The following is a 22257-nucleotide window of genomic DNA, read 5'->3' as shown; positions in this document are numbered from 1 at the left end:
TCGTCGGACAAAGCCCCGATCGAGCCCGATCGGTCCTCGCTCAGGCCTCGAAGGGGCGGGCCGGCCAGGGGGCCTCGGCCGGGCGCAGCGAGTCGAAGCCGTCGCCCGCCAGTACGGCGGTGGCCGACAGGACGCCCACGACGAGGCAGTTGTTGTGGAGGTCACCGGCGAGCACGCCACGTACGAGCTCGTCGAGCGGTACCCGCGCGAGCTCCATGTCGGCCTCCTCCTCTGAGACCTCGAAGCGCTCGCCCTCGGCCTCCGACAGATCACGGGCGAGGAAGATCCGTACGGCCTCGTCGCAGCCGCCAGGCGTGGTGTAGACGTCCACCAGCACCCGCCAGTCCTCGGCCTTGACGTGCACCTCCTCGTACAGCTCGCGCTGCGCGGCGTGCAGCGGGTTCTCACCCGGCACGTCCAGCAGACCGGCCGGAATCTCCCAGAGCCTGTGGCGCACGGGGTGCCGGTACTGACGCAGTACGAGGACACGGCCCGTGTCGTCGAGCGCCAGCACCGCCACCGAGCCGGGGTGGACCTGGTAGTCCCGCCGCGCCACCGTGCCGTCGGGCATGACCACGTCGTCGGTGCGGACGCTGGTCTTGTTGCCCCGGAAAGGCGTCGCGGTAGCGGCGACGTGCCACTCCTCGGGCGTGTCCTTGATGGTCATGAAAAAGTCCTCCCACCACACACAACAGAAAACCGGGGTAGGGGAACCCAAAAGCCCCGTACCCCGGCAACCGTATCGCCTGCGATTACTTGCCCGTCTTGCGCTCCACCGCGGCCTTCACCAAGCCCGCGAAGAGCGGGTGCGGGCGGGTCGGGCGGGAGCGCAGTTCCGGGTGCGCCTGGGTGGCGACCAGGTAGGGGTGCACCTCGCGCGGATACTCGACGTACTCCACGAGCTTGTTGTCGGGGGACGTGCCCGAGAAGAGGATGCCCGCCTTCTTCTCCAGCTCGGCGCGGTAGGCGTTGTTCACCTCGTAGCGGTGGCGGTGGCGCTCCTCGACGTAGGGCTGGTCGCCGTAGACCTCGCGCACGATCGAGCCCTCGGCGAGCTTCGCCGGGTAGAGGCCCAGGCGCATCGTTCCGCCCAGGTCGCCCGCGCCCTCCACGTACGCCAGCTGCTCCTCCATGGTGGAGATCACCGGGTGGGCGGTGGTGGCGTCGAACTCGGTGGAGTTCGCCTCGGGGATCTCGGCGAGGTTGCGCGCGGCCTCGATCACGATGCACTGCAGGCCCAGACAGAGGCCGAGCAGCGGGATCTTGTTCTCGCGGGCGAAGGTGATCGCGCCGACCTTGCCGGTCACGCCACGGTCGCCGAAGCCGCCGGGGATGAGAATCCCGTCGACGTCGCCGAGCTGCTTCTGCGCGTCCGCCGGGGTCTTGCAGTCGTCGGAGGTGACCCACTTGACCTTGACGCGGGCCTTGTTGGCGAAGCCTCCGGCGCGCAGCGCCTCGGTCACCGAGAGGTAGGCGTCGGGCAGGTCGATGTACTTGCCGACCAGCGCGACCGTGACCTCGTGGTCGGGGTTGTGCACGCGGTCCAGCAGGTCGTCCCAGGTGGTCCAGTCGACATCGCGGAACGGCAGGTCCAGCTTGCGTACGACATAGGCGTCGAGGCCCTCGGTGTGCAGCACCTTGGGGATGTCGTAGATCGACTTGGCGTCGATGGCCGCGACCACGGCCGCCTCGTCGACGTCGCACATCAGCGAGATCTTGCGCTTGATCGCGGTCGGCACGTCACGGTCGGCGCGCAGCACGATCGCGTCCGGCTGGATACCGATGTTGCGCAGCGCGGCGACGGAGTGCTGGGTCGGCTTGGTCTTCAGCTCGCCGGACGGGCCGATGTACGGCAGCAGCGAGATGTGTACGACGAAGACATTGTCGCGGCCGACCTCGTGGCGGACCTGGCGGACGGTCTCCAGGAACGGCAGCGACTCGATGTCGCCGACGGTGCCCCCGACCTCGGTGATCACGACGTCGACGTCGTCGGTGGCCATGCGGCGGATGCGGTGCTTGATCTCGTTGGTGATGTGCGGGATGACCTGGACGGTGTCGCCGAGGTACTCACCGCGCCGCTCCTTGGCGATGACCGTGGAGTAGACCTGACCGGTGGTGACGTTGGCGGAGCCGTCGAGGTCGACGTCGAGGAAGCGCTCGTAGTGGCCGATGTCCAGGTCGGTCTCGGCGCCGTCGTTGGTGACGAACACCTCACCGTGCTGGAACGGGTTCATGGTGCCCGGGTCGACATTGAGATACGGGTCGAGCTTCTGCATCGTGACCCGCAGGCCCCGCGCCTTGAGCAGCGCGCCCAGGCTGGAGGCCGTGAGGCCCTTGCCGAGGGAGGAGGCGACACCCCCGGTGACGAAGATGTGCTTGGTCGTCATGGATTTGGGCGGCATCGCCAAGAGGGGGCTCCCGTGGTCGCGAGGTGAGGTGCGTGCCGGCGTGCCTCCGAGGGGGTTCGGGGGGTGCCGTCGCTGCGGTTTCGGGGCCCCTGTTTCACACAGGACGGCCACCGGTCCACGGGGTACCAGGGTATCAGCGACAGCGCGTGACCGCTTCCGGCCACGCATGGTCTTATAGGCACACCCATCACCGGGGGCTCACCCTTGGCTCACCCGTTCGGCCGTCTCAGGTTGTCGGGCGGGCCGCGCGGATCATCAGGGTGCGTCGTATCCTGCTCGGACACTCGCTGCCGAGCGATGTACAAGGGCGCGGGCGAAGCGCATCGAGCAGGGCTCGTCAACGACCCTTGACTGCAGTAAGCGCCCCGCGGGGCGGACGTGGCCGTTCGACTGGAGATGCACGTGGCCGGGCGCATCGAGGATTACGCACTCATCGGGGACATGCAGACCGCTGCCCTGGTCTGCAGGGACGGCACAGCGGACTGGCTGTGCCTGCCCCGCTTCGACTCGCATGCCATTTTCGCCGGCCTGCTCGGCACCGAAGAACACGGCTTCTGGCGGCTCGGGCCGGCGCACGCCGCGGAGGCGGAGCCCCCGACGGCCGACCGGCGCCGCTACCGCGGTGACTCGCTGATCCTCGAATCGGAGTGGGACACGCCGCGCGGCACGGTCCGTGTGACGGATTTCATGCCGCCTCGCGATGGTGCGCCGCAGCTGATCCGGATCGTGGAGGGCGTGAGCGGGCGTGTGCCGATGCGCTCGGCGCTGCGTATGCGGTTCAGTTACGGGCGTGTGGTGCCGTGGGTCCACAAGGTCGACGGGCGTACGGTCGCCGTCGCCGGGCCCGACTCGGTGTGGCTGGACGCCGAGACTGAGACGTACGGCAAGAACCTCACCACGTACTCCGACTTCACCGTCGCTCCCGGTGAGCGGATCGCGTTCACGATCAGCTGGCAGCCCTCGCACCACCAGCCGCCGGCGCTGCCGGACCCGGAAGGCTCCCTGGAGGCGACCGGCGACTTCTGGCGGGAGTGGGTCGAGCAGTGCACGTACCACGGGCCCTACCGCGAGGCCGTGGTCCGTTCACTGATCACGCTGAAGGCGCTGACGTACGCGCCGACGGGCGGGATCGTTGCCGCGCCGACCACGTCGCTGCCGGAGGAGATCGGCGGCGTACGCAACTGGGACTACCGCTACACCTGGCTGCGCGACGCGGCGATCACCCTGTCGTCGCTGCTGCGCACCGGCTACCGCGAGGAGGCCCGCGCCTGGCGCGAGTGGCTGCTCCGCGCGGTCGCGGGCGACCCGGAGAACCTGCAGATCATGTACGGGATCGCGGGTGAACGGGAGCTGGGCGAGGCCGAGTTGGACTGGCTGCCCGGCTACGAGAACTCCGGCCCTGTCCGGGTCGGGAACGGTGCCGCGCACCAGCTTCAGCTGGATGTGTACGGCGAGGTCACCGAGGCGCTGCATCTGGCCCATATGACGGGTCTGGCCCGCAACGACTACGCCTCGCTGCTGCAGCTCAAGCTGATCCGCTACCTGGAGAAGCACTGGGACCAGCCGGACGAGGGCATCTGGGAGGTGCGCGGGCCGCGCAGGCACTTCGTGCACTCCAAGGTCATGGCCTGGGTCGCGGTCGACCGGACCATCAAGCTGATCGAGTCCGGGGACGCGGACGGGCCGATCGAGCGGTGGCGTGAGCTGCGCGACGACATCCACCGCGATGTCTGCGAGAAGGGTTACGACAAGGAGCGCAACACCTTCACACAGTCGTACGGCTCCAAGGAGCTGGACGCGTCGCTGCTGCTGATTCCGCAGATGGGCTTTCTGCCACCGGACGACAAGCGCGTCATCGGCACGATCGAGGCGATCCAGCGGGAGCTGTCGACCGAGGACGGTTTCGTACTGCGCTATCCGACGGCCGGCGAGGAGGCCGGCGTCGACGGCCTCGAGGGCGACGAGGGCGCGTTCCTCGCCTGCTCGTTCTGGCTCGCCGACGACCTGGCGATGATCGGGCGGGTGGACGAGGCGCGGCGGCTGTTCGAGAAGCTGCTGTCGCTCCGTAACGACCTGGGGCTGCTGGCCGAGGAGTGGGATCCGAAGCTCCAGCGTCAGGTGGGGAACTTCCCGCAGGCGTTCAGCCACGTTCCACTGATCGACACGGCGCTGCGGCTGACGGCTTCAGGGGCGTACGGAGGGTAGCCGAGCGGCGCGGCTGGGCCCTTCTCCCGACTGATCACGTCCCGCCCTGCGGGACTACGATGAGAAAGTCCTGTCGCGCCCTCGAAAGGGGGCCACTATGGCGCCCCAAGACATAGCGGACACGGCTCTGGCCGGTTTCCGCCAAGAACTGACCGGGGAAGCAATCGTCCCTGGTGACAGGGGATACGACGAGGCCCGCGCGGTCTTCAACGGCATGATCGACCGGCGGCCCTCCGTGATCTCCCAGTGCGAGACGCAGGCGGATGTGGCCCGGGCGATCCGCTTCGGGAGAGATCAGGAACTGGAGATCGCGGTCCGCGGCGGCGGCCACAGTGTCGCGGGCATGTCACTGACCGACGGCGGGATCGTGATCGATCTGCGCCGGATGCACACCGTGATCGTCGATGCCGACTCCCGTGCGGCACGCATCGGTGGCGGCGCCACGATGAGCGACCTCGACCGCGCGACACAGCCGTACGACCTGGCGACCACGGGCGGCCGCGCGTCGACCACCGGCGTGGGCGGCTTCACACTGGGCGGCGGATCGGGCTGGCTGGAGCGCAAGTACGGACTGGCCTGCGACAATCTCATCGCCGTCGAGTTGGTGACCGCCGACGGCAGCACGGTGCACGCGAGTGAGGACGAGAACCAGGAGCTGTTCTGGGCGCTGCACGGCGGCGGCGGCAACTTCGGCGTGGCCACCTCGATCACCCTGACACTGCACGAGCTGCCCGCGATGAGCATGGTCATGCTGGTGTTCCGGCCGGAGGCCGGACCCCAAGTGCTGCAAGCCTTCCGCGACTTCGGGGAATCCGCCCCGGATGAGGCCGGCGGTGGCTGCATCTACCTCACCGGGCCGCCGGAGCCGTTCGTCCCCGAGCAGCTGGTGGGCGAGCTCATGCTCGTTGCCCTGGTCACCTACACGGGCGGGGAGGCGGAGGCCCGCGAGGTCACCGAGCCGCTGCAGGGGCTCGGTCATGAGGCAGAGGTGATCGCGGAGCTTCCGTACGCGGAACTGCAGTGCATGCTCGACGACCCGCCCGGGTTGCGGAACTACTGGTCCGCCGAGTATCTGGAGAGCTTCCCGGACGAGGCCGTGGACGTCTTCTGCTCCCATGCCTCCGCCATGCCGGTGCCCTCGAATTCGCAGCACATCCTCTTCCCGGTAGGGGGCGCGGTGGCGAGGGGCCGGGCGGACTATCCGGTGCCCTGGCGCGCATCGCCGTGGGCCGTCCATCCCTTCGGCATCTGGGACAACCCGATGGACGACGAACGCGGCAAGCAGTGGGTCCGCGACGTCCGGGCCGACTTCGCGACCTGGTCCAGCGGCACGGTGTATCTCAACTTCATCGGGCAGGAGGGCCGGGAGCGGGTGATGTCCAGCTTCGGCGCCGACAACTACAAGCGGCTCGCCGCCGTCAAGGCCGAGTACGACCCGGACAATGTGTTCCGGCTGAACCACAACATCCAACCGGCCCCGCCGAACGGCGCGTGACACCCGCCGTATCCGTCAGGGGGCCTGGCAATCGCCGACGCGCACCGGCACAGTAGCGTCGAATCCTGGGCGACGCCTTCGTCCAAGGCGGCGCCACCCGTCCGGCCCGAGTGAAATCGCGAGGCGAGAGTCAGTGGAGACCCAAGGCGGAATCACGGTGCAGCGGGCGCTGGAACTGCCCGGGCTGCGCGGCGGGCTTCCGGAGGTCGTCGCCGGCGCGGACCGGCTGCAGCGCACGGTGCGCTGGGTGCACGCCGGCGAGGTGCCGAACATCGCCTCGCTGCTGAAGGGCGGCGAGCTGCTGCTCACCACGGGCCTGGGCCTCGGCACCCGGCCGGCCGAGCAGCGTGCCTTCGTACGGCGCCTCGCCGACCGCGGGATCGCCGCGCTGGTGGTGGAGCTCGGGCCGCGCTTCGACCGGCTGCCCGCGGCGATCGTGGAGACGGCGCGGGCGGCCGGGCTGCCGCTGGTGCAGCTGCACCGCGAGGTCGCCTTCGTCTCGGTGACGGAGGAGATCCACACCGAGATCGTCAATGGGCACTACGCCTTGCTGCGGCAGGCCGAGGATGTGCACCGGCGGTGTACGGACGCACTGCTCGGCGGGGGCGGGGTGCCCCAAGTGCTGCGTATCCTCGCGGACTTCACCGCGAACCCGGTCTTCCTGGAGACGGCGGACGGACAGCTGCTGTACGCGGCAGGCTCCGAGTCGGGGCAGGCCGGTGCGGATCCGCTCCAGGTGTGGGACGGGCTGCGCGGGCAGCGGGCCGTGCGGGAGTCCCCGCCGGCCGGAACGGTCCTGGTGGACGTCCCCGGGGGCGGGCAGGGGGCGGCTTCGGTACGCGCCCGGCTGGTGCTGCTGGCCGTCGGCTCCCCGCTGCTCACGGTGCACCGGATGGCGGCCGAGCGGGCCGCCGGGCTGCTGGCGGTCGTCCTGATGCAGGCCCGCCAGGAGGAGGAACTGGCGGCACGCGGCCGCGGCGACTTCCTGACGGACCTGGCGGAGGGCCGCATCACGGCGGAGGACGCGCCGGCCCAGGCCCGCGTCCTGGGCTTCAAACCGGGCGAAGGACCGCTGCTGCCGGTCGTCATGCGTCTGGCCCCCGAGCTCACCCCCTCCGGGAACTGGGCGCTGCTGGCCCGGGCCGTACTGGAGGAGCTGTCCTCGGTGGGCGTACCGGTGCTGCTGGGCGTACGCCCCGTGGAGGGCCGGGTCCCGCTGCTGCTGGGCCTGCGCTCCGAATCCGAACGCACGGCGGTCGCGGACCGGGTCGCGGCGGCACTGCGAGCGGGCGTGGAACGGGCCGGCCTGGAGAGGGCCGGCGCGCACCCGCCGGTCGTGGTGGTCGGCATGGCAGGCGGCTGGGCGGCGGCATCGGCGGGCCTGCGCCACGCGGCGGAAACGGCGACGGCGGCGCAGGGCCTGTCCGACCGCCCGTGGTACGACGCACGCCGCCTGGACATCGACCTGCTGCTGTGGCGCCTACGGGACCACCCGGACCTGGCGGCTTTCGTGGACCGCGCGATCGGCCCGCTGCGCGACCACGACGCGACGTCCCGTCCGCCGCTGCTCCCCACGCTGCAGACGTACCTGGCTCACGCGGGCCGCAAGGCGGAAACGGCCCGCGAACTCCACCTGAACCGCCAGACGCTGTACAACCGTCTGGCCCGCATCTCCGAACTCCTGGGCACGGACTTGGACGACCCCCAGACGGTGCTGGCCCTGAGCCTGGCACTGAGGGCGAGGCGTCACGTGCCGTGAGGGTGAGACCGGGGCCCGGGGGTGCGGTGCGCGGCGTCGGGCTCCGCTCCGGGGTCAGGCCCCCCGCCCCGCCACCACCTCGTCGTACACGCTCAGCACCTGCGCAATCGTGTCGTCCTCCGTCGGCCACGTCCCTGCCTGCGCCCGCCCCGCCGCCGCGAGTTCCTCCCGCCGCCCCGCGTCCCCCAGCAGTCGCGCCACCGCCTCGCCCAGCGCGGCCGCGTCGCCGTACGGGACCAGTTCCGCCGCCTCGCCCACCAGTTCCGGCACGCCGCCGACCGCCGTCGCGACCAGCGGGACGCCCAGGCGCAGCGCCTCCTGGGCGAGCACGGAGCGGGCCTCCCAGCGGCTCGTGAGCAGGGCCACGTCCGCCGCCGACAGCAGGTCGGCGATGTCGTCGCGGCGGCCGATGAGCCGCACCGGCAGATCCTCCGCCTCGATGCGGCGCTGGAGCGCGCCCCGCTCCCGCCCCTCCCCCGCGATCACCACCAGCGGCATCGGGTCCAGGCCCCGCCACAACCGCGCCGCGTCCAGCAGCGTCCCGTACCCCCGGCGCGGCTCCAGGCTGCCGACGGCCATCAGCAACGGCTGGTCCACCACGCCCAGTTCGGCCCGGGCCTTCCCCTCGATCGCGCCCGCCCAGCCCCGCGGCGCCGGCGCCGCGACCGGTGCGAGCCTGGCGTCACGTGCGCCCCGGACGCGAGCCCGGTCGACCAGCTCGGAGCAGGTGCCGAGCACAACTGCCGCCGCCCGCACGGCCCTTCGCTCCAGCAGCTGCAGCAACCGGCCACGCGCCCGCGCCCCGTCGTCGTGGGAGCGCGTGTGCCACGTGACGACGAGGGGTACGTGCTGGCCCCTGAGCGCCAGCGTGGTGCGTACGGCGGCGTGCAGCCCGTGCGCGTGCACCACGTCCGCCCCCGCGCACGCCACGCGCAGCGCCCCGACCGCCGCCGGGTCGCTCCGCCGCGGCACGGGCGCGAAGTGGGCCCCGGCGCCGGGGAAGTCGTAGACGTGCTCCAGTTCGGCGGGCGCGCACACCGTCACCCGCACGCCCCGTGCCACCAGCCCCGCGGCCAGCGACCTGACGTGCGCGCTGCTGCCCGCACTGCCGCCGCCCAGCACCTGGGCCGTACGCAGCTGTGTCACGCGCCAAGGATGCCAGCCCGTACGCACGTTCCGGCACCGTCGGGATGTCGCCGCCGTGTCAGGTACCGGGCGGCCGTGTCGCGGGATCACTCACATGGGGGAACCGGCGAGCCGGCTGACCTCGTCCCCGTAGGCCGCCGCCGCGATCAGACCCGCCGCGTGAACGGCCAGTCCCGCGCGGCCGTTGCCCGCGGCGATCGCGGCGCCGAGGGCCGCGCCCAGGGCGTGGGCGCCGGTGTCTCCGATCATGGTCCGCTCGCCCAGGTCCTCGGTGAGGATCGCCGCGGCGGCTCCCATGGGCGCCGCGGCGAGGGCGCCCGCGCTGCCGCGCCGCAGCAGCCCGGGTGCGCCGATGCCGAGCACGGCGAGGGCGGCCCGCCCCGGGGCGACGTCCACGAGGTTGACGAGGTGCGCGGTGCCGGCAATCACGATCCCGGCGAGGAGCTTGTCGGCCGGCCGTTCCTTGAGCAGCGCGCCCGCGGCCAGCCCGGCGGCCCCGATCCCGAACAGTTTGACGGTCCCGCTGGTCATCTCGCCCTGCCGGAGCGCGGCCAGATGCGCCCGGAACCCGCGGCGCGGGTCACCGGCCCCGGCGATGTCGTCGTACGCCCCGCACGCCCCGGCCACGACCACCACGAACCCTGCCGCGCCCCGGGTCCGGGCCGGCACGGTCCCGAGCGCGGCTCCGACCGCCGCGGCGGGCCCGGCGTAGAGGTCGACGGTGCGGCCCGCGTAGTTCTTGCGCTGCCACTGGGTGGGGTCTCCCGGCGCCCGCCTGCGCAGCGCTTCGTAGACGCCGCGGGTCGCGCCGAGGGCGGTGACGAACGCGGCAACACGGCCACCGGGCCCGGGGTTCTGGGCTGCTCGCATACGACCCACCCTAGGGCGGACCACTGGTCGGCCGTCCGCCCCCGGCCGCAGCCTCACCGTCCGCCCCCGCCACCCGTCCGCAGGGCTACCCGTCCGCAGGGCCCGCTACCCGTCCGACCGGGCCGTCGCCAGCAGTTCCTCCGCGTGCGCCCGCGCGGTCCGGGAGTCCTCCTGGCCCGCCAGCATCCTCGACAGCTCGCGCACCCTGTCCTCGCCCTCGAGGACCGTGACGCCGCTTCGCGTCACCGAGCCGTCGTTGGTCTTCTCGACCAGCAGCTGACGGTCGGCGAACGCCGCCACCTGCGGCAGGTGCGTCACGACCACCACCTGCGCCGACTTCGCGAGCTTCGCAAGCCGCCGGCCGATCTCGACCGCCGCCTTGCCGCCGACGCCCGCGTCGACCTCGTCGAAGAGGTAGGTGGGCACCGGGTCGGTCCCCGCGAAGACGACCTCGACCGCGAGCATCACGCGCGAGAGCTCACCGCCGGATGCCCCCTTGGCGATCGGCCGCGGCGGCGCACCGGGGTGCGGGGCAAGCAGCAGCTCGACCTCGTCGACGCCGGACGGGCCGTACGCCACCGGGCGGCCGCCGACCTCCACGCCGGAGGCCTCGTCGACGGACTCGGTCTGGCGGATGTCGAACGACACGCGCGCGTGCGGCATGGCGAGCGAGGCCAGTTCCGCGGTGACGGCGTCGGCGAACCGCGCCGCCGCCTCGGTACGGGCGTCGGTCAACGCCTGGGCCAGACCCGACAGTTCGCCCCGCAGCGCGTCCCGCTCCGCCGTCAGCTCATCGATCCGCTCGTCGTCGCCGTCCAGCTCGGTGAGGCGCTCGGCGCCCTCCTCGGACCAGGCCAGGACCTTGTCGATACCTTCACCGGTCCCGCCGTACTTGCGCGTCAGCTGCGTCAGGGCCGCCCGCCGTTCCTCCACCGCGGCCAGCCGCAGCGGATCGGCGTCCAGATTGTCGGCGTACCCGGCGAGCTCTCCCGCCACATCGCCGAGCAGGATGGAGATCTCGCCCATCCGGTCGGCGAGCGCGGCCAGCGCCGGGTCGTGGGAGCGTACGGCGTCGAGCGCCCGCCCCGCGCCCGCGACGAGCGTCGTCGCGTCGACGCCCTCCGGGTCCTCGGGGTTGCCCGCGAGCGCGGCGTGCGCGACGGACGCGGCGGACGCGAGCGCCTCCGCGTGGCCCAGCCGCTCGGCCTCGGCGGCGAGTTCGACGTCCTCGCCCGCCCGCGGCTCGACGCCCGCGATCTCGTTCAGCCCGAAGCGCAGCAGATCGGCTTCCTGGGCGCGCTCGCGGGCGCGCGTGGTCAGCTCGTCCAGCTCGGTGGCGACGGCGCGCAGCCGCCGGTACGCGGCCGCGTACTTGGCATGCGGCCCGGTGACCGCGCCGCCCGCGTACCGGTCGAGCGCCTCCCGCTGCCGCGCGGGCCGCAGCAGTCCCTGCTGGTCGGTCTGGCCGTGGACGGCGACGAGCTCGTCGGCCAGCTCGGACAGCATGCCGACCGGCACGGACCGTCCGCCGAGGTGGGCCCGTGAGCGCCCCTCCGCGGAGACGGTCCTGCTGATCAGCAGGGTGCCGTCGTCGAGTTCGGCGCCGGCCTCCTCGGCCCGTACGGCCGCGGGGCCGTCGGCGGGCACACTGATCCGCCCCTCCACCACCGCCGACTTCGCGCCGATCCGCACCAGGGCGGGGTCGGCGCGCCCGCCGAGCAGCAGCCCCAGGCTGGTGACGACCATGGTCTTGCCCGCGCCCGTCTCGCCGGTCACCGCGGTGAAACCGGGCGACAGCTCGACGACAGCGTCGTCGATGACTCCGAGCGACCGTATCCGCATCTCCTCCAACACGGACCTGACCATACGAGGTTTCCCCCATTCGATGCGACGTCGCCCCGCCTCCCTGCACGGTATGCGGGGAAACCGGCGCCGGGGAGACACCGGGCGGGGAGTCACTCTTCAGTGCGCGGCTCGTTGACCGTACGGCTCCCCGCCCGCGCGGGGATGGTCCGGTCGTCTCCGTTTTGGGCGAGCTCCGGATACTTTGCTCCCCACGCACGCGGGGATGGCCCCAGTCCCCTCACCACGGCGCGACGCTCAGCTCGGCGCGCCGCGCCAACCCGAGACCGGCAGCGCGAACTTGGCCACCAGACGGTCCGTGAACGACGCGTGGTGCAGCCGTGCGAGACGTACGGGAACGGCCCCGCGCCGTACCACCACCCGTGCCCCCGGCGGCAGTTCGACGGTCCTGCGCCCGTCGCACCACAGCACCCCGTGCGGCGTGTGCGGCTGCACCTCCACCGCGAGTACCGAGGTCGGCGAGGTCACCAGCGGCTTGGCGAACAGGGCGTGCGCGCTGATCGGCACCATCAGCAGCGCTTCCACCTCCGGCCACACCACCGGCCCGCCGGCCGAGAAGGCGTACGCCGTCGAGCCGGTCGGCGTCGCGCACACGATGCCGTCGCAGCCGAAGGCGGTCACCGGCCGCCCGTCGATCTCGAGGACGACCTCCAGCATCCGGTCGGGCGAGACCTTCTGCACGGCCGCCTCGTTCAGCGCCCAGTCCCGGTGCACGATGTCGCCGTTGCTGTGCACGATGACATCGATGGTCATGCGCTCCTCGACCTCGTAGGCGCGCGTGACGACCCGGTCGACGACCTTGTCGAGGTCGTCGCGCTCGGCCTCGGCGAGGAAGCCGACGCGGCCGAGGTTGACGCCGAGCATCGGCACCCCGGAGGCCCGGGCGAACTCGGCACCGCGCAGCAGCGTCCCGTCCCCGCCGAGCACGACCAGCAGCTCGCAGCCCTCGAGTACGCCGGGGGTCGCCTCCCGGACCGTCTCGACGGACGGCGGCAGCGGCAGATCGGCCGCCTCGGCTTCAAGGACGCGCACGCCCAGACCGCAGCGCAGCAGTCCCTGTACAACGAGTTCGGCGCTGCGGATCGCCGCGGGCCGCCCGGTGTGTGCGAGCAGGAAAACGGTGCGTGCTGGTGTCGCTGCTGGTTTCGTTGTCAACGAGGTCCCTCCGCCACTGCACGGTCGACATCCGCCGGATCGAGCTCGGGCGCTCCGGCCCGGAGCCACAGAAAATACTCAACATTGCCGGAGGGGCCCGGTAGCGGACTGGCGGTGACGCCCAGCACACCGAGCCCGAGCTCCGCCGCCTTGCGCGCCACGGCCCGCACCGCGTCAGCCCGTAGCTCTGGACTGCGTACGACCCCGCCGCTGCCGAGCCGCTCCTTGCCCACCTCGAACTGCGGCTTGACCATCAGCACCAGGTCCGCGTCGGGAGCCGCGCAGCGCACCAGTGCGGGCAGCACCAGGGCGAGCGGGATGAAGGAAAGGTCCCCGACCACCACGTCCACCGGCTCTCCATCGATCGCCTCCACCGTCAACTCGCGTACATTCGTACGGTCCTTGACGGTGACGCGTTCATCGCTCTGCAGAGACCAGGCAAGTTGTCCGTATCCGACATCGACCGCGACCACATGACCGGCGCCCGCCCGCAGCAGTACATCCGTGAAGCCGCCGGTCGACGCGCCCGCGTCCAGCGCCCGCCGTCCCTCGACCTTCAGACCGAGCGGTACGAATGCCTCCAGCGCGCCGGCGAGCTTGTGGCCGCCGCGCGAGACGTAGTCGGGGTCGCCGTCGTCCGCCGCGACGACGATGGCCGCGCTGGTCTCGACCTGAGTGGCGGACTTCGTCGCGGTGTTGCCACCGATGGTCACCCGCCCCGCGGCGATCAGCTGGCTCGCGTGCTCCCGCGAGCGTGCGAGGTTGCGGCGTACCAGCTCGGCGTCGAGGCGGCGGCGGGCCACTCCTGCCACGTTCGGTTCAGCTCCTGTGGTTGTACGAGGGTGACGGCTGGGGGCGTGCGTCGAGCGCGGTCAGCGCGTCTCGCAGCCCCCTGTGTACATCCTCGTACACCTCGAGGTGTCCGTCCGCCGGGAGGTGGTCGGCGTCGGCCAGTCGCTCCAGCTGGGCGTCCACGCCGGCGTCGCCGGTGGGTACGCGCTGCACGCCGAGGGGCGCGGGCGCGGCGGGTTCGTACGCCTGGGCGGCGGCCGCCGCAGGCGCGGGGCTCCCGGGCGCGGGGCTCCTGGCCTCGGGGTTCCCGGCCTCGGGGCTCTGTGGCGCCTCCTGGATCCCCTGCTCGTGGATCTCCGGGCCCGGCATCGAGTCGCTCATGCCCAGACGCTATCGCGAAGCCCTGAGGTACGGTCGATCACGATGGCGACAACGGAAGAGTGCCGCACCGCACTCGACAAACTCTCGGACAACCTGGCAAAGGCGGACGGCGACGTGCGTGGCGCGGCCGCGCTCGACCGATCCCTCAGCTGCCACATCAAGGATCTGGACATCACCTTCACCGGCCGTCTGGACGACGGCCGGATCGAGGTGGCCGACACCCACCCGGGTCCGCCGCGCGACAGGGCGGAGATCCGCCTGGCGATGAACGGCGACGACCTGGTGGCGATGGTCAACGGCGACCTGAACTTCGCCAAGGCCTGGGCATCGGGCCGGGTCAGGCTCGAGGCCGGCTTCCGCGATCTGCTGCGCCTCAGGACACTGCTGTAGCGGTACGCCTCCGGGCAGCCGGCACCACCAGCGGCGTCCCGGACTCGGGGTCGTCGATGACCTGGCTCTTCACCCCGAAGACCTGCTCCACCAGCTCGGCGGTGACCACATCCGCGGGCGCGCCCTCGGCGACGACCTGCCCGTCGCGCAGGGCGACGAGGTGCGTCGCGTAACGGGCGGCCTGGTTGAGGTCGTGCAGTACGGCGACGAGTGTCCGCCCCTGCGTCTCGTGCAGCTCCGCGCACAGGTCGAGCACTTCGAGCTGGTGCTGGATGTCAAGGAACGTCGTGGGCTCGTCGAGCAGGAGCAGCGGGGTCTGCTGGGCCAGCGCCATTGCGATCCATACGCGCTGCCGCTGCCCGCCGGACAATTCATCGACATAGCGCTCTGACAGTTCGCCGACTCCGGTCGCGGCCATCGACTCCTCGACAATCCGCTCGTCCTCGGGCGACCACTGGCGCAGGAGTCCCTGGTGCGGATAGCGGCCGCGCGCGACCAGGTCGGCGGCCGTGATCCCGTCCGGCGCGATCGACGACTGCGGCAGCAGGCCGAGCGTCTTGGCGACCTTCTTCGCGGGCAGCGAGTGGATGACCTGCCCGTCGAGCAGGACCCGGCCCTGGGTCGGCTTGAGCATCCGGGACAGGGCGCGCAGCAGAGTCGACTTTCCGCAGGCGTTCGGGCCGACGATCACGGTGAAGGAGTTGTCGGGGATCTCCACCGAGAGGTTCTCTGCGATGACGCGCTGGTCGTAGCCGAGGGTGACCGATTCCGCGGTGAGGCGCTGCATAGGGGTCGTACTCCTGGATCGGGGGTTCACGGGGCTCATATGCGTCCCGCCTTGCGTTCGGTGACCAGCAGCCAGAGCAGATAGCAACCGCCGAGCACTCCGGTCACCACACCGACCGGCAGCTGGCGCTCGCCGAAGGCGGTGGTGGCCACCCAGTCGGCGATCAGCAGCAGCGCGGCGCCCATCACCGCGGCCGCGGCGAGGTTCGGCCCCGGCGAGCGGGTCAGCCGGCGGGCGAGCTGGGGCGCGCTCAGCGCGACGAAGGCGATCGGCCCGGCGGCCGCGGTGGCGACCGCGATGAGCACAACGCCCGAGCCCATCAGGACCACGCGCGTGCGCTCGACCGGCACGCCCAGCGCGTACGCCGCGTCGTCGCCCATCTCCAGCATCCGCAGCGGCCGCCCGTACATGAACACCAGCGGGACCAGGACGACGCACATCCCGAGCAGCGGCCAGAACTCGGCCCAGTCGCGGCCGTCGAGCGAGCCGGTCATCCACAGCGTGGCCTGGGTGGCGTCGACCAGGCTGGCCTTGGTCAGCAGATAGTGGGTGGCGGCGATGAGCATGGCGGCGATGCTGATGCCGACGAGGACCAGCCGGTAGCCGTGCACGCCGCGCTTCCACGCCAGCAGGTAGACCGCGACGCCGGTCACCACTCCGCCGACGACGGCGCCCCCCGCCACCGCGACCGCCCCGGCGTCGAAGAGCACGATCACGCTCAGCGCGCCGACGGTCGCGCCCTGCCCGAAGCCGATCACATCCGGACTGCCCAGCGGATTACGGGAGATGGACTGGAAGATCGCGCCGCTGAGGGCCAGCGAGGCGCCGACGAGCAGTGCGACGAGCGCCCGCGGCAGCCGCAGGTCCTGGACGATGAACTCCTGCGCCGGGGTGCCGTTCCCGAGGAGCGTGGCGATGACCTCTCCGGGCGGGATCGGGAAGTCGCCGCTGCCGATCAGTACGACTCCGGCGGCCGCGACGGCCGCGGTGAGCAGCAGGACGACGGCTGCCATCCTCGGATCGACCCGTACGGAGAGCCCGCTGCGGGTGCGTATCGCTTTCACTGGGATTTCCCTCGCATGACGTTCCGGGCAGGTCGTCGGAGCTGTCTGTCCTGCCGGGGGTCCGGCCGGCGGCGAAGCCGCTTTGGGGCGCGGCGTCCCCCGGGAAGACACAGCACGGCCTTCACAGCTGGGCCATCCTCTTGCGGCGTACGAGATGGATGAAGACGGGCCCGCCGATCAGCGCGGTGACGACGCCGACCTGCAGCTCGGAAGGGCGGGTGACGACCCGGCCGAGAACGTCGGCGCCGAGCAGCAGGACGGGCGACAGGACGGTTGCGTACGGCAGGATCCACCGCATGTCGGGTCCGGTGATGGTGCGCACGAGGTGCGGGATCATCAGCCCGATGAAGACGATCGGCCCGCAGGCGGCGGTGGCCGCCCCGCACAGCAGCGTGACGGTGAGCATCGCGAGTGCGCGCGTACGGTTCAGATGCGCGCCGAGCGCGCGGGCGGTGTCGTCGCCCATCTCCATGGCGTTGAGCGGCCGCGCGAGCAGCAGCGCGAGCACCACGCCGACGCCGATGAACGGTGCGACCTTGCCGATGGTCGCCATGTCGGCCGAGGCGAGTGAGCCGACCGTCCAGAACCGCAGCCGTTCAAGGGCGGCGGCGTCCAGCAGCTGTACGGCGTTGATGTATCCGTAGAGCGCGGCGGTGGCCGCGGTCCCGGCGAGCGCGAGCCGTACCGGAGTCGCGCCGCGGCTGCCGCCGAGGACGTACACGAGAACGGAGACTGCGGCCGCGCCGAGGAACGCGAACCACACATAGCCGGTGAGCGATGTGACGCCGAGGAAGCTGATGGCTGAGACGACGGCAGCCGACGCTCCCGCGTTCACGCCGAGCAGTCCGGGTTCCGCCAGCGGGTTGCGCGTCAGCGCCTGCATCACGGCGCCCGCGAGGCCGAGAGCCGCGCCGACGATCAGACCGAGCAGGGTCCGCGGCACGCGCACATCGTGGACGATCACGTCATTGCCGGCACCCGCGTTGTGGAACAGGCCGTGCCACACGTCGGAGAGCGGAATCGACTTGGCACCGACGACGATGCTCGCGACACAGACCAGCAGCAGGAGGCCGATGGACACCAGCAGCCCGATGGCGCGCACCGCGTGGCGCTTCTGGGACGCAGCTGCGGATATCGGATCCGCGCTCTGTTTGGGGGGACTGTCGACCAACACGAGGTTAGGTTAGCCTACCCTCCTACCGATCAAGCCTGTCCCTGACGCGGCCTACAACCCCAGCCGGGACAACGCCTTGCCCGCGTCCAGCGTGCACACGCCGTCCCCGGCCTGCGTCCACGCCGCGGCGCACAGCGCCCGCAGCCCGTCCAGCGGCGCACCCTCGCCGTCGAGTGCCAGCGCCTCGTCGCGTACGGACGCGGTCCACCCGCCGCACGTGAACCCGCCGTCCGCCTCGGCCACTTCGGGCTGCCCGGTCAGCATCCCGCGCAGATCGGCGTCCACATAGGTCGGCCGGTGCTGGGGCGGCGCGGCCAGCAGCTGCGCGCCGTCGGTCACCCCGGTCAGTACGAGCAGCGAGTCCACGCTCCCGTTGAACGCGCCCTCGATGTCCGTGTCCAGCCTGTCCCCGACCACCAGCGGCTTGCGCGCGCCCGTCCGCAGGATCGTCTCCTTGTGCATCGGCGGCAGCGGCTTCCCCGCCACCTGCGGCTCCGCGCCCGTCGCGATCCGTACGACCTCGACGGCCGCACCGTTGCCCGGAGCGATCCCGCGCGCGCTGGGAATCGTCAGGTCGGTGTTGGACGCGAACCACGGCACACCCCGGGCGATCGCGTAACACGCCTCCGCGAACCGCCCCCACGCCAGATCAGGACCGCCGTACCCCTGCACCACCGCCGCCGGATCGTCGTCCGCCGACTCGACCGGCTCAAGGCCCCGTTCACGCAGCGCGACCCGTAGTCCGTCGCCGCCGATCACCAGCACCCGGGACCCGGCCGGCACCTGCTCGGAGATCAGCCGGGCGACCGCCTGCGCCGAGGTGATGACGTCCGACGCATCGGTCGGTACACCCAGCTCGGTGATGTGCCCGGCCACGGCCTCGGGCGGGCGCAGCGCGTTGTTCGTCACATACGCGAGGTGCATTCCCCGCTCCCGCGCCGTCAGCAGCGAATCCACGGCGTACGCGATCGCCTCACCGCCCGCGTACACCACGCCGTCCAGGTCGAGCAGTGCCGTGTCGTAAGCCTCGCTCAGCGCCGTCGCGCTTCCGCTCGGCCGGTTCCTGCTCTGCTGGCTCATTCGCTTCCGCTCCTCACTCGGTGCCACTCCCCCCGATCATCGCTTATCCGCGCACCCACATACGATGCACAAATGAACACCGAAGGTCCCGCGGCCAACGACGGTCTGCACCTGATCCCGTTCCGTGGACTGCGCTATGTCCCCGAGCGGGTCGGCAGCCTCGCCGCCGTGACCTCGCCGCCGTACGACGTCGTCGTCAGGCCCGACGGACTGCTCCACCTCGAGTCGGCGGACCCCCACAACATCGTCCGGCTGATCCTCCCGCAGGCGACGACCGCGCAGGCCCGGCACCAGCAGGCCGCCGAAACCCTCACCCGCTGGCTGGCCGACGGCATCCTGGCCGCGGACCCCGAGCCGGCGCTGTATGTGTACGAGCAGCGCCGGGGCGACATCCTGCAGCGCGGCGTCATCGGCGCGCTCGCCCTGTCCGAACCGTCCGAAGGCGTCGTCCTCCCCCACGAGGACGTCATGCCGGACATCGTCGCGGACCGCGCGGCCCTGATGCGTACCACCGCCGCCAACCTGGAACCACTGCTCCTCACCTACCGCAGCATGGGCAACGCGACCGGCGCGACCGCCGTCATCGAACGCACCGTCCTGCGGCCCGCGCTGCTGGCCACCACCACGGAGGACGGCTTCAGCCACCGCCTGTGGTCGGTGACGGACACCGCCGATCTGGCCGAGATCCGCGCCGACCTGTCCGACCGTCAGGCCCTGATCGCCGACGGCCACCACCGCTGGGCGACGTATCTGCGACTGCGCGCCGAACACCCCTCGAACGGCCCGTGGAACTACGGCCTCGTCCTGCTGATCGACACGGCCCGCTACCCGCTGCGGGTCCGCGCCATCCACCGCCTGCTGCACCGCCTCCCGGTCTCCGAGGCACTCGCCGCGCTGACCGGCTCCTTCCGCGTCCAGCGCCTGGAAGTCCCGCTCCCGGAGGCGCTGGAGGCGCTTGCGGACGGAGCAGCCGAGGGGAACGCCTTCCTCCTCGCGGGTGACGGCGCCTTCCACCTCGTCGACCGCCCGGACCCGGAGCTGCTGTCACGCACGGTGCGCGCCGACCGCCCCGAGGCGTGGCGCACGCTCGACGCGACGGTCCTGCACTCGACGCTCCTGGACGACATCTGGCGGATCCCGGACACCCCGGAACACATCGCGTACATCCACGACACCGAGGCGGTCGTGACGCAGGCCGAACTCCGCGGCGGTACGGCGGTGTTGATGCATCCGGTACGGGAAGAGGTCGTACGGGATCTCGCCCGCGAGGGTGTCACGATGCCCCGCAAGTCCACCTCGTTCGGCCCGAAGCCGGCGACGGGCCTGGTGCTGAGAAGCCTCGCGCTGGACTAGGACGTACGCATACGAAAGGGCGGCACCCGCTTGGGGTGCCGCCCTTCCTCGTTACGTCCTGCTACTCGGACTTGTCACCGTCGACATCGCCGGACGCGTCGTCACCGTCGTCATCGCCGGACGCGTCGTCATCGTCGTCCGTGCCGTCCGCGTCGATGGCTTCGTCCGTGTCGATGGCGTCGACGAACTCCACACCGTCCAGCTCGGCGAGCCGGTCCGAGGCGTCGGTCGCCCCGTCCTTGTCCGCTTCGAGCGCCTTGGCGAACCACTCACGCGCCTCAGCCTCACGCCCGGCCGCAAGCAGAGCATCGGCGTACGCGTAACGCAGCCGCGCGGTCCAGGGCTGTATGGAGTTGGACGCCAGCTCGGGGCTCTGCAGGGTCACGATGGCTGCGTCGATCTGCCCCATGTCCCTGCGCGCGCCGGCCGCGACCAGCCGCATCTCGACCTGACCCGCCTTGTCGAGCTTCAGCACCTCGGGCTCACCGGCCATCGCCATCGCCCGCTCGGGACGCCCGAGCCCACGCTCGCAGTCCGCCATGACGGGCCACAGCTCAACGCTCCCGGTCATCCGCCGGGCCGCCCGGAACTCGGCCAGAGCCTCGGCGTACTTCTGCGTCGCGTACGCGGCGAAGCCCGCGGCCTCGCGTACGGCAGCCACACGCGAGGCAAGCCGCAGCGCGATCTTGGAGTACGCGTACGCCTGCTCCGGGTCCTCGTCGATCAGGTTGGCGACCATGACGAGGTTCTTGGCGACGTCCTCGGCAAGGCCCTTGGGCAGGCTCTGCAGCTCCTGCCGTACATCCTTGTCGATCTCCTCGCCCGTGACGTCCTCGGGAATCGGCAGCCGCTTGATCGGCTCGCGGTCCCCGCGGTCGCGGTCACGGTCGTCGCGCCGCCCGTAGCCACCACGGTCGTCCCGGGAGCCGCGATGGCCACCGCGGTCGTCACGCCGGTCATCGCGTCGGTCATCACGCCGGTCGTCGCGCGGACCGCGGTACCCACCACGGTCGCGGTCGTCACGGCGCCCGTAGCCACCGCCACCAGTGGGACGTCCACCAGTGGGACGTGCACCACCGGGCCGTCCACCGCGGTCGTCATCGCGACGCGGCCCACGGTCCCTGTCGCGGTCGTCGCGGCCTCCGTAGCCGCCGCCGCTGCTGGGGCGAGAGCCACGGTCGTCACGCTGCCCACCGCGGAACCCACCACGGTCGTCGTCGCGGCGGACCGACGGACGGTCGTCGCGCCGGTCATCACGGCCGCGGTCGTCACGACGGAACCCGCCAGGACGGTCATCACGGCCGCGGTCATCACGCCGATCGTCACGCCGGTCACGGTCGTCGCGCGGACCGCGGTACCCACCGCCGGAGCGGTCGTCACGCCGGAACCCGCCGCCACCGCCCCCGCTGGGGCGAGAGCCGTACCCGCCGCCGCTGGGGCGAGAGCCACGGTCGTCACGCTGCCCACCGCGGTACCCACCACGGTCGTCGTCGCGGCGGACCGACGGACGGTCGTCACGCCTGTCATCACGGCCGCGGTCGTCACGGCGACCGTAGCCGCCGCCACCAGTGGGACGTCCACCACTGGGCCGTCCACCACGGTCGTCATCACGACGCGGCCCGCTCGGCCGGTCGTCACGACGCCCATAGCCACCGCCACCACCGGAGCGGTCGTCACGCCGGAACCCGCCGCCACCGCCGCCGCTGGGGCGAGAGCCGTACCCGCCGCCGCTGGGGCGAGAGCCACGGTCGTCACGCTGCCCACCGCGGAACCCACCACGGTCGTCGTCCCGACGCGGACCACGGTCGTCGTCCCGACGCGGACCACGGTCGTCGCGGCCCCGGTCGCGGTCGTCACGGCCCCGGTCGCGGTCGCGGTCGTCACGACGGAACCCACCCGAACGGTCATCACGGCCGCGGTCATCACGCCGGTCGTCACGCCGGTCACGGTCGTCGCGCGGACCGCGGTACCCACCACGGTCGTTGTCACGACGCGGACCCCGGTCGTCACGGCCCCTGTCGTCACGGCCACCGCGGAAGCCGCCCCGCTCACCACCGTCCCTACGACGCGGCTCGCGCTCCGGACGATCGTCGGGAGAGTTGGTGGACATCGGCGTGACTCCTGTCTTCGGGTACTGCAGTCATTCTCGCGCAGCCGGCCTTCGGACGCGCTTCGGAAAAGCAAGCAAAACAAAAAGGACCCGTGGTCCAGCATGAACGCTGGACCACGGGTCCTTGAAAGATTGTTCGGCGGCGTCCTACTCTCCCACAGGGTCCCCCCTGCAGTACCATCGGCGCTGAAAGGCTTAGCTTCCGGGTTCGGAATGTAACCGGGC

The 22257-nt window shown here is 71.8% G+C and carries 19 protein-coding genes and 1 rRNA gene; 5 read left to right on the top strand and 15 right to left on the bottom strand.

Going from position 1 to position 22257, the window contains the following annotated elements; genetic code table 11:
- Nucleotides 1–40: 40 nt before the first annotated feature.
- Together ACZ3H8_RS35485 and ACZ3H8_RS35480 are read right to left on the bottom strand one after the other, a co-directional pair.
- Complete coding sequence (locus ACZ3H8_RS35485) at nt 41–667, bottom strand: NUDIX domain-containing protein (RefSeq protein ID WP_467408809.1); 627 nt, start codon at nt 665–667, stop codon at nt 41–43.
- An 85-nt stretch (nt 668–752) separates the two neighbouring features.
- Nucleotides 753–2402, bottom strand: a complete 1650-nt coding sequence (locus ACZ3H8_RS35480) for a CTP synthase (protein ID WP_398989253.1) — start codon at nt 2400–2402, stop codon at nt 753–755.
- Between the two features lie 408 nt (nt 2403–2810).
- Here ACZ3H8_RS35480 and ACZ3H8_RS35475 point away from each other — a divergent pair, with 408 nt between their 5' ends.
- From ACZ3H8_RS35475 to ACZ3H8_RS35465, 3 genes are all read left to right on the top strand, one after another.
- A complete protein-coding gene (locus ACZ3H8_RS35475) occupies nt 2811–4613 on the top strand; it encodes a glycoside hydrolase family 15 protein (protein ID WP_467408872.1) in 1803 nt (600 codons plus the stop codon).
- A 97-nt stretch (nt 4614–4710) separates the two neighbouring features.
- The gene (locus ACZ3H8_RS35470; protein ID WP_467408807.1) at nt 4711–6108 is read left to right on the top strand and encodes an FAD-binding oxidoreductase; all 1398 of its coding nucleotides are present in this window, start codon (nt 4711–4713) and stop codon (nt 6106–6108) included.
- Between the two features lie 133 nt (nt 6109–6241).
- The gene (locus ACZ3H8_RS35465) at nt 6242–7867 is read left to right on the top strand and encodes a PucR family transcriptional regulator (protein ID WP_467408806.1); all 1626 of its coding nucleotides are present in this window, start codon (nt 6242–6244) and stop codon (nt 7865–7867) included.
- A gap of 54 nt (nt 7868–7921) precedes the next feature.
- On the opposite strand, the gene ACZ3H8_RS35460 is transcribed toward ACZ3H8_RS35465, so the two are convergent.
- The 6 genes from ACZ3H8_RS35460 to ACZ3H8_RS35435 all read right to left on the bottom strand — a co-directional run bounded on the left by ACZ3H8_RS35460 (nt 7922) and on the right by ACZ3H8_RS35435 (nt 14074).
- Nucleotides 7922–9013, bottom strand: a complete 1092-nt coding sequence (locus ACZ3H8_RS35460) for a glycosyltransferase family 4 protein (RefSeq protein WP_467408804.1) — start codon at nt 9011–9013, stop codon at nt 7922–7924.
- Nucleotides 9014–9103: 90 nt separating this feature from the next.
- Nucleotides 9104–9883 (bottom strand): hypothetical protein, encoded by a 780-nt coding sequence (locus ACZ3H8_RS35455; RefSeq protein ID WP_467408802.1) that lies wholly within the window; start codon nt 9881–9883, stop codon nt 9104–9106.
- A 105-nt stretch (nt 9884–9988) separates the two neighbouring features.
- The gene (gene recN, locus ACZ3H8_RS35450; RefSeq protein ID WP_467408801.1) at nt 9989–11749 is read right to left on the bottom strand and encodes a DNA repair protein RecN; all 1761 of its coding nucleotides are present in this window, start codon (nt 11747–11749) and stop codon (nt 9989–9991) included.
- A gap of 234 nt (nt 11750–11983) precedes the next feature.
- Complete coding sequence (locus ACZ3H8_RS35445; RefSeq protein WP_467408800.1) at nt 11984–12901, bottom strand: NAD kinase; 918 nt, start codon at nt 12899–12901, stop codon at nt 11984–11986.
- Nucleotides 12898–13713: a TlyA family RNA methyltransferase gene (locus ACZ3H8_RS35440; RefSeq protein ID WP_356226052.1), complete on the bottom strand. Its 816-nt coding sequence runs from the start codon at nt 13711–13713 to the stop codon at nt 12898–12900. Before ACZ3H8_RS35440 ends, ACZ3H8_RS35445 begins: the two co-directional genes overlap by 4 nt.
- Before the next feature lie 7 nt (nt 13714–13720).
- Complete coding sequence (locus tag ACZ3H8_RS35435) at nt 13721–14074, bottom strand: hypothetical protein (RefSeq protein ID WP_467408797.1); 354 nt, start codon at nt 14072–14074, stop codon at nt 13721–13723.
- Between the two features lie 42 nt (nt 14075–14116).
- On the opposite strand from ACZ3H8_RS35435, the gene ACZ3H8_RS35430 reads away from it, so the two are divergent.
- Complete coding sequence (locus tag ACZ3H8_RS35430; protein ID WP_467408795.1) at nt 14117–14464, top strand: SCP2 sterol-binding domain-containing protein; 348 nt, start codon at nt 14117–14119, stop codon at nt 14462–14464.
- Here the strand turns inward: ACZ3H8_RS35430 and ACZ3H8_RS35425 are convergent.
- The 4 genes from ACZ3H8_RS35425 to ACZ3H8_RS35410 form a co-directional block, all read right to left on the bottom strand.
- On the bottom strand, nt 14448–15251 hold the full coding sequence (locus tag ACZ3H8_RS35425; protein ID WP_467408794.1) for an ABC transporter ATP-binding protein: 804 nt from the start codon (nt 15249–15251) through the stop codon (nt 14448–14450). The two genes, ACZ3H8_RS35430 and ACZ3H8_RS35425, sit on opposite strands and share 17 nt — an antisense overlap.
- A gap of 35 nt (nt 15252–15286) precedes the next feature.
- The gene (locus ACZ3H8_RS35420; protein WP_467408870.1) at nt 15287–16264 is read right to left on the bottom strand and encodes a FecCD family ABC transporter permease; all 978 of its coding nucleotides are present in this window, start codon (nt 16262–16264) and stop codon (nt 15287–15289) included.
- Between the two features lie 172 nt (nt 16265–16436).
- Nucleotides 16437–17489 carry a FecCD family ABC transporter permease gene (locus ACZ3H8_RS35415; RefSeq protein WP_467408793.1) on the bottom strand — a complete coding sequence of 351 codons (1053 nt, stop codon included), beginning with the start codon at nt 17487–17489 and terminating at the stop codon, nt 16437–16439.
- 51 nt (nt 17490–17540) lie between these two features.
- Nucleotides 17541–18569, bottom strand: coding sequence for an HAD hydrolase-like protein (locus tag ACZ3H8_RS35410; protein ID WP_467408791.1), 1029 nt, complete (start codon nt 18567–18569; stop codon nt 17541–17543).
- A 72-nt stretch (nt 18570–18641) separates the two neighbouring features.
- Between ACZ3H8_RS35410 and ACZ3H8_RS35405 the strand changes: the two genes are divergently transcribed.
- The gene (locus tag ACZ3H8_RS35405; protein ID WP_467408790.1) at nt 18642–19922 is read left to right on the top strand and encodes a DUF1015 domain-containing protein; all 1281 of its coding nucleotides are present in this window, start codon (nt 18642–18644) and stop codon (nt 19920–19922) included.
- A gap of 61 nt (nt 19923–19983) precedes the next feature.
- Here the strand turns inward: ACZ3H8_RS35405 and ACZ3H8_RS35400 are convergent, their stop codons facing one another.
- The 3 genes from ACZ3H8_RS35400 to rrf all read right to left on the bottom strand — a co-directional run.
- Nucleotides 19984–20661, bottom strand: coding sequence for a hypothetical protein (locus ACZ3H8_RS35400; protein ID WP_467408788.1), 678 nt, complete (start codon nt 20659–20661; stop codon nt 19984–19986).
- A complete protein-coding gene (locus ACZ3H8_RS35395; RefSeq protein WP_467408787.1) occupies nt 20646–21911 on the bottom strand; it encodes a hypothetical protein in 1266 nt (421 codons plus the stop codon). Before ACZ3H8_RS35395 ends, ACZ3H8_RS35400 begins: the two co-directional genes overlap by 16 nt.
- Nucleotides 21912–22166: 255 nt before the next feature.
- Nucleotides 22167–22257 (bottom strand): 5S ribosomal RNA (gene rrf / locus ACZ3H8_RS35390); the annotation flags it as partial.

This window comes from Streptomyces sp. NPDC002868 (assembly GCF_055563295.1).
Note: the sequence above shows the minus strand (reverse complement) of the source record. Positions and strands in the feature narration are given on the sequence as shown.

Bases quoted from the DNA above. Each gene is read 5' to 3' on its own strand.
- ACZ3H8_RS35405 (WP_467408790.1), top strand. From the start codon at position 18,642: ATGAACACCGAAGGTCCCGCGGCCAACGACGGTCTGCACCTGATCCCG.
- ACZ3H8_RS35430 (WP_467408795.1), top strand. From the start codon at position 14,117: ATGGCGACAACGGAAGAGTGCCGCACCGCACTCGACAAACTCTCGGAC.
- ACZ3H8_RS35470 (WP_467408807.1), top strand. From the start codon at position 4,711: ATGGCGCCCCAAGACATAGCGGACACGGCTCTGGCCGGTTTCCGCCAA.
- recN (WP_467408801.1), bottom strand. From the start codon at position 11,749: ATGGTCAGGTCCGTGTTGGAGGAGATGCGGATACGGTCGCTCGGAGTC.
- ACZ3H8_RS35420 (WP_467408870.1), bottom strand. From the start codon at position 16,264: ATGGCAGCCGTCGTCCTGCTGCTCACCGCGGCCGTCGCGGCCGCCGGA.
- ACZ3H8_RS35425 (WP_467408794.1), bottom strand. From the start codon at position 15,251: ATGCAGCGCCTCACCGCGGAATCGGTCACCCTCGGCTACGACCAGCGC.
- ACZ3H8_RS35435 (WP_467408797.1), bottom strand. From the start codon at position 14,074: ATGAGCGACTCGATGCCGGGCCCGGAGATCCACGAGCAGGGGATCCAG.
- ACZ3H8_RS35485 (WP_467408809.1), bottom strand. From the start codon at position 667: ATGACCATCAAGGACACGCCCGAGGAGTGGCACGTCGCCGCTACCGCG.
- ACZ3H8_RS35480 (WP_398989253.1), bottom strand. From the start codon at position 2,402: ATGCCGCCCAAATCCATGACGACCAAGCACATCTTCGTCACCGGGGGT.
- ACZ3H8_RS35455 (WP_467408802.1), bottom strand. From the start codon at position 9,883: ATGCGAGCAGCCCAGAACCCCGGGCCCGGTGGCCGTGTTGCCGCGTTC.
- ACZ3H8_RS35410 (WP_467408791.1), bottom strand. From the start codon at position 18,569: ATGAGCCAGCAGAGCAGGAACCGGCCGAGCGGAAGCGCGACGGCGCTG.
- ACZ3H8_RS35400 (WP_467408788.1), bottom strand. From the start codon at position 20,661: ATGGTCGCCAACCTGATCGACGAGGACCCGGAGCAGGCGTACGCGTAC.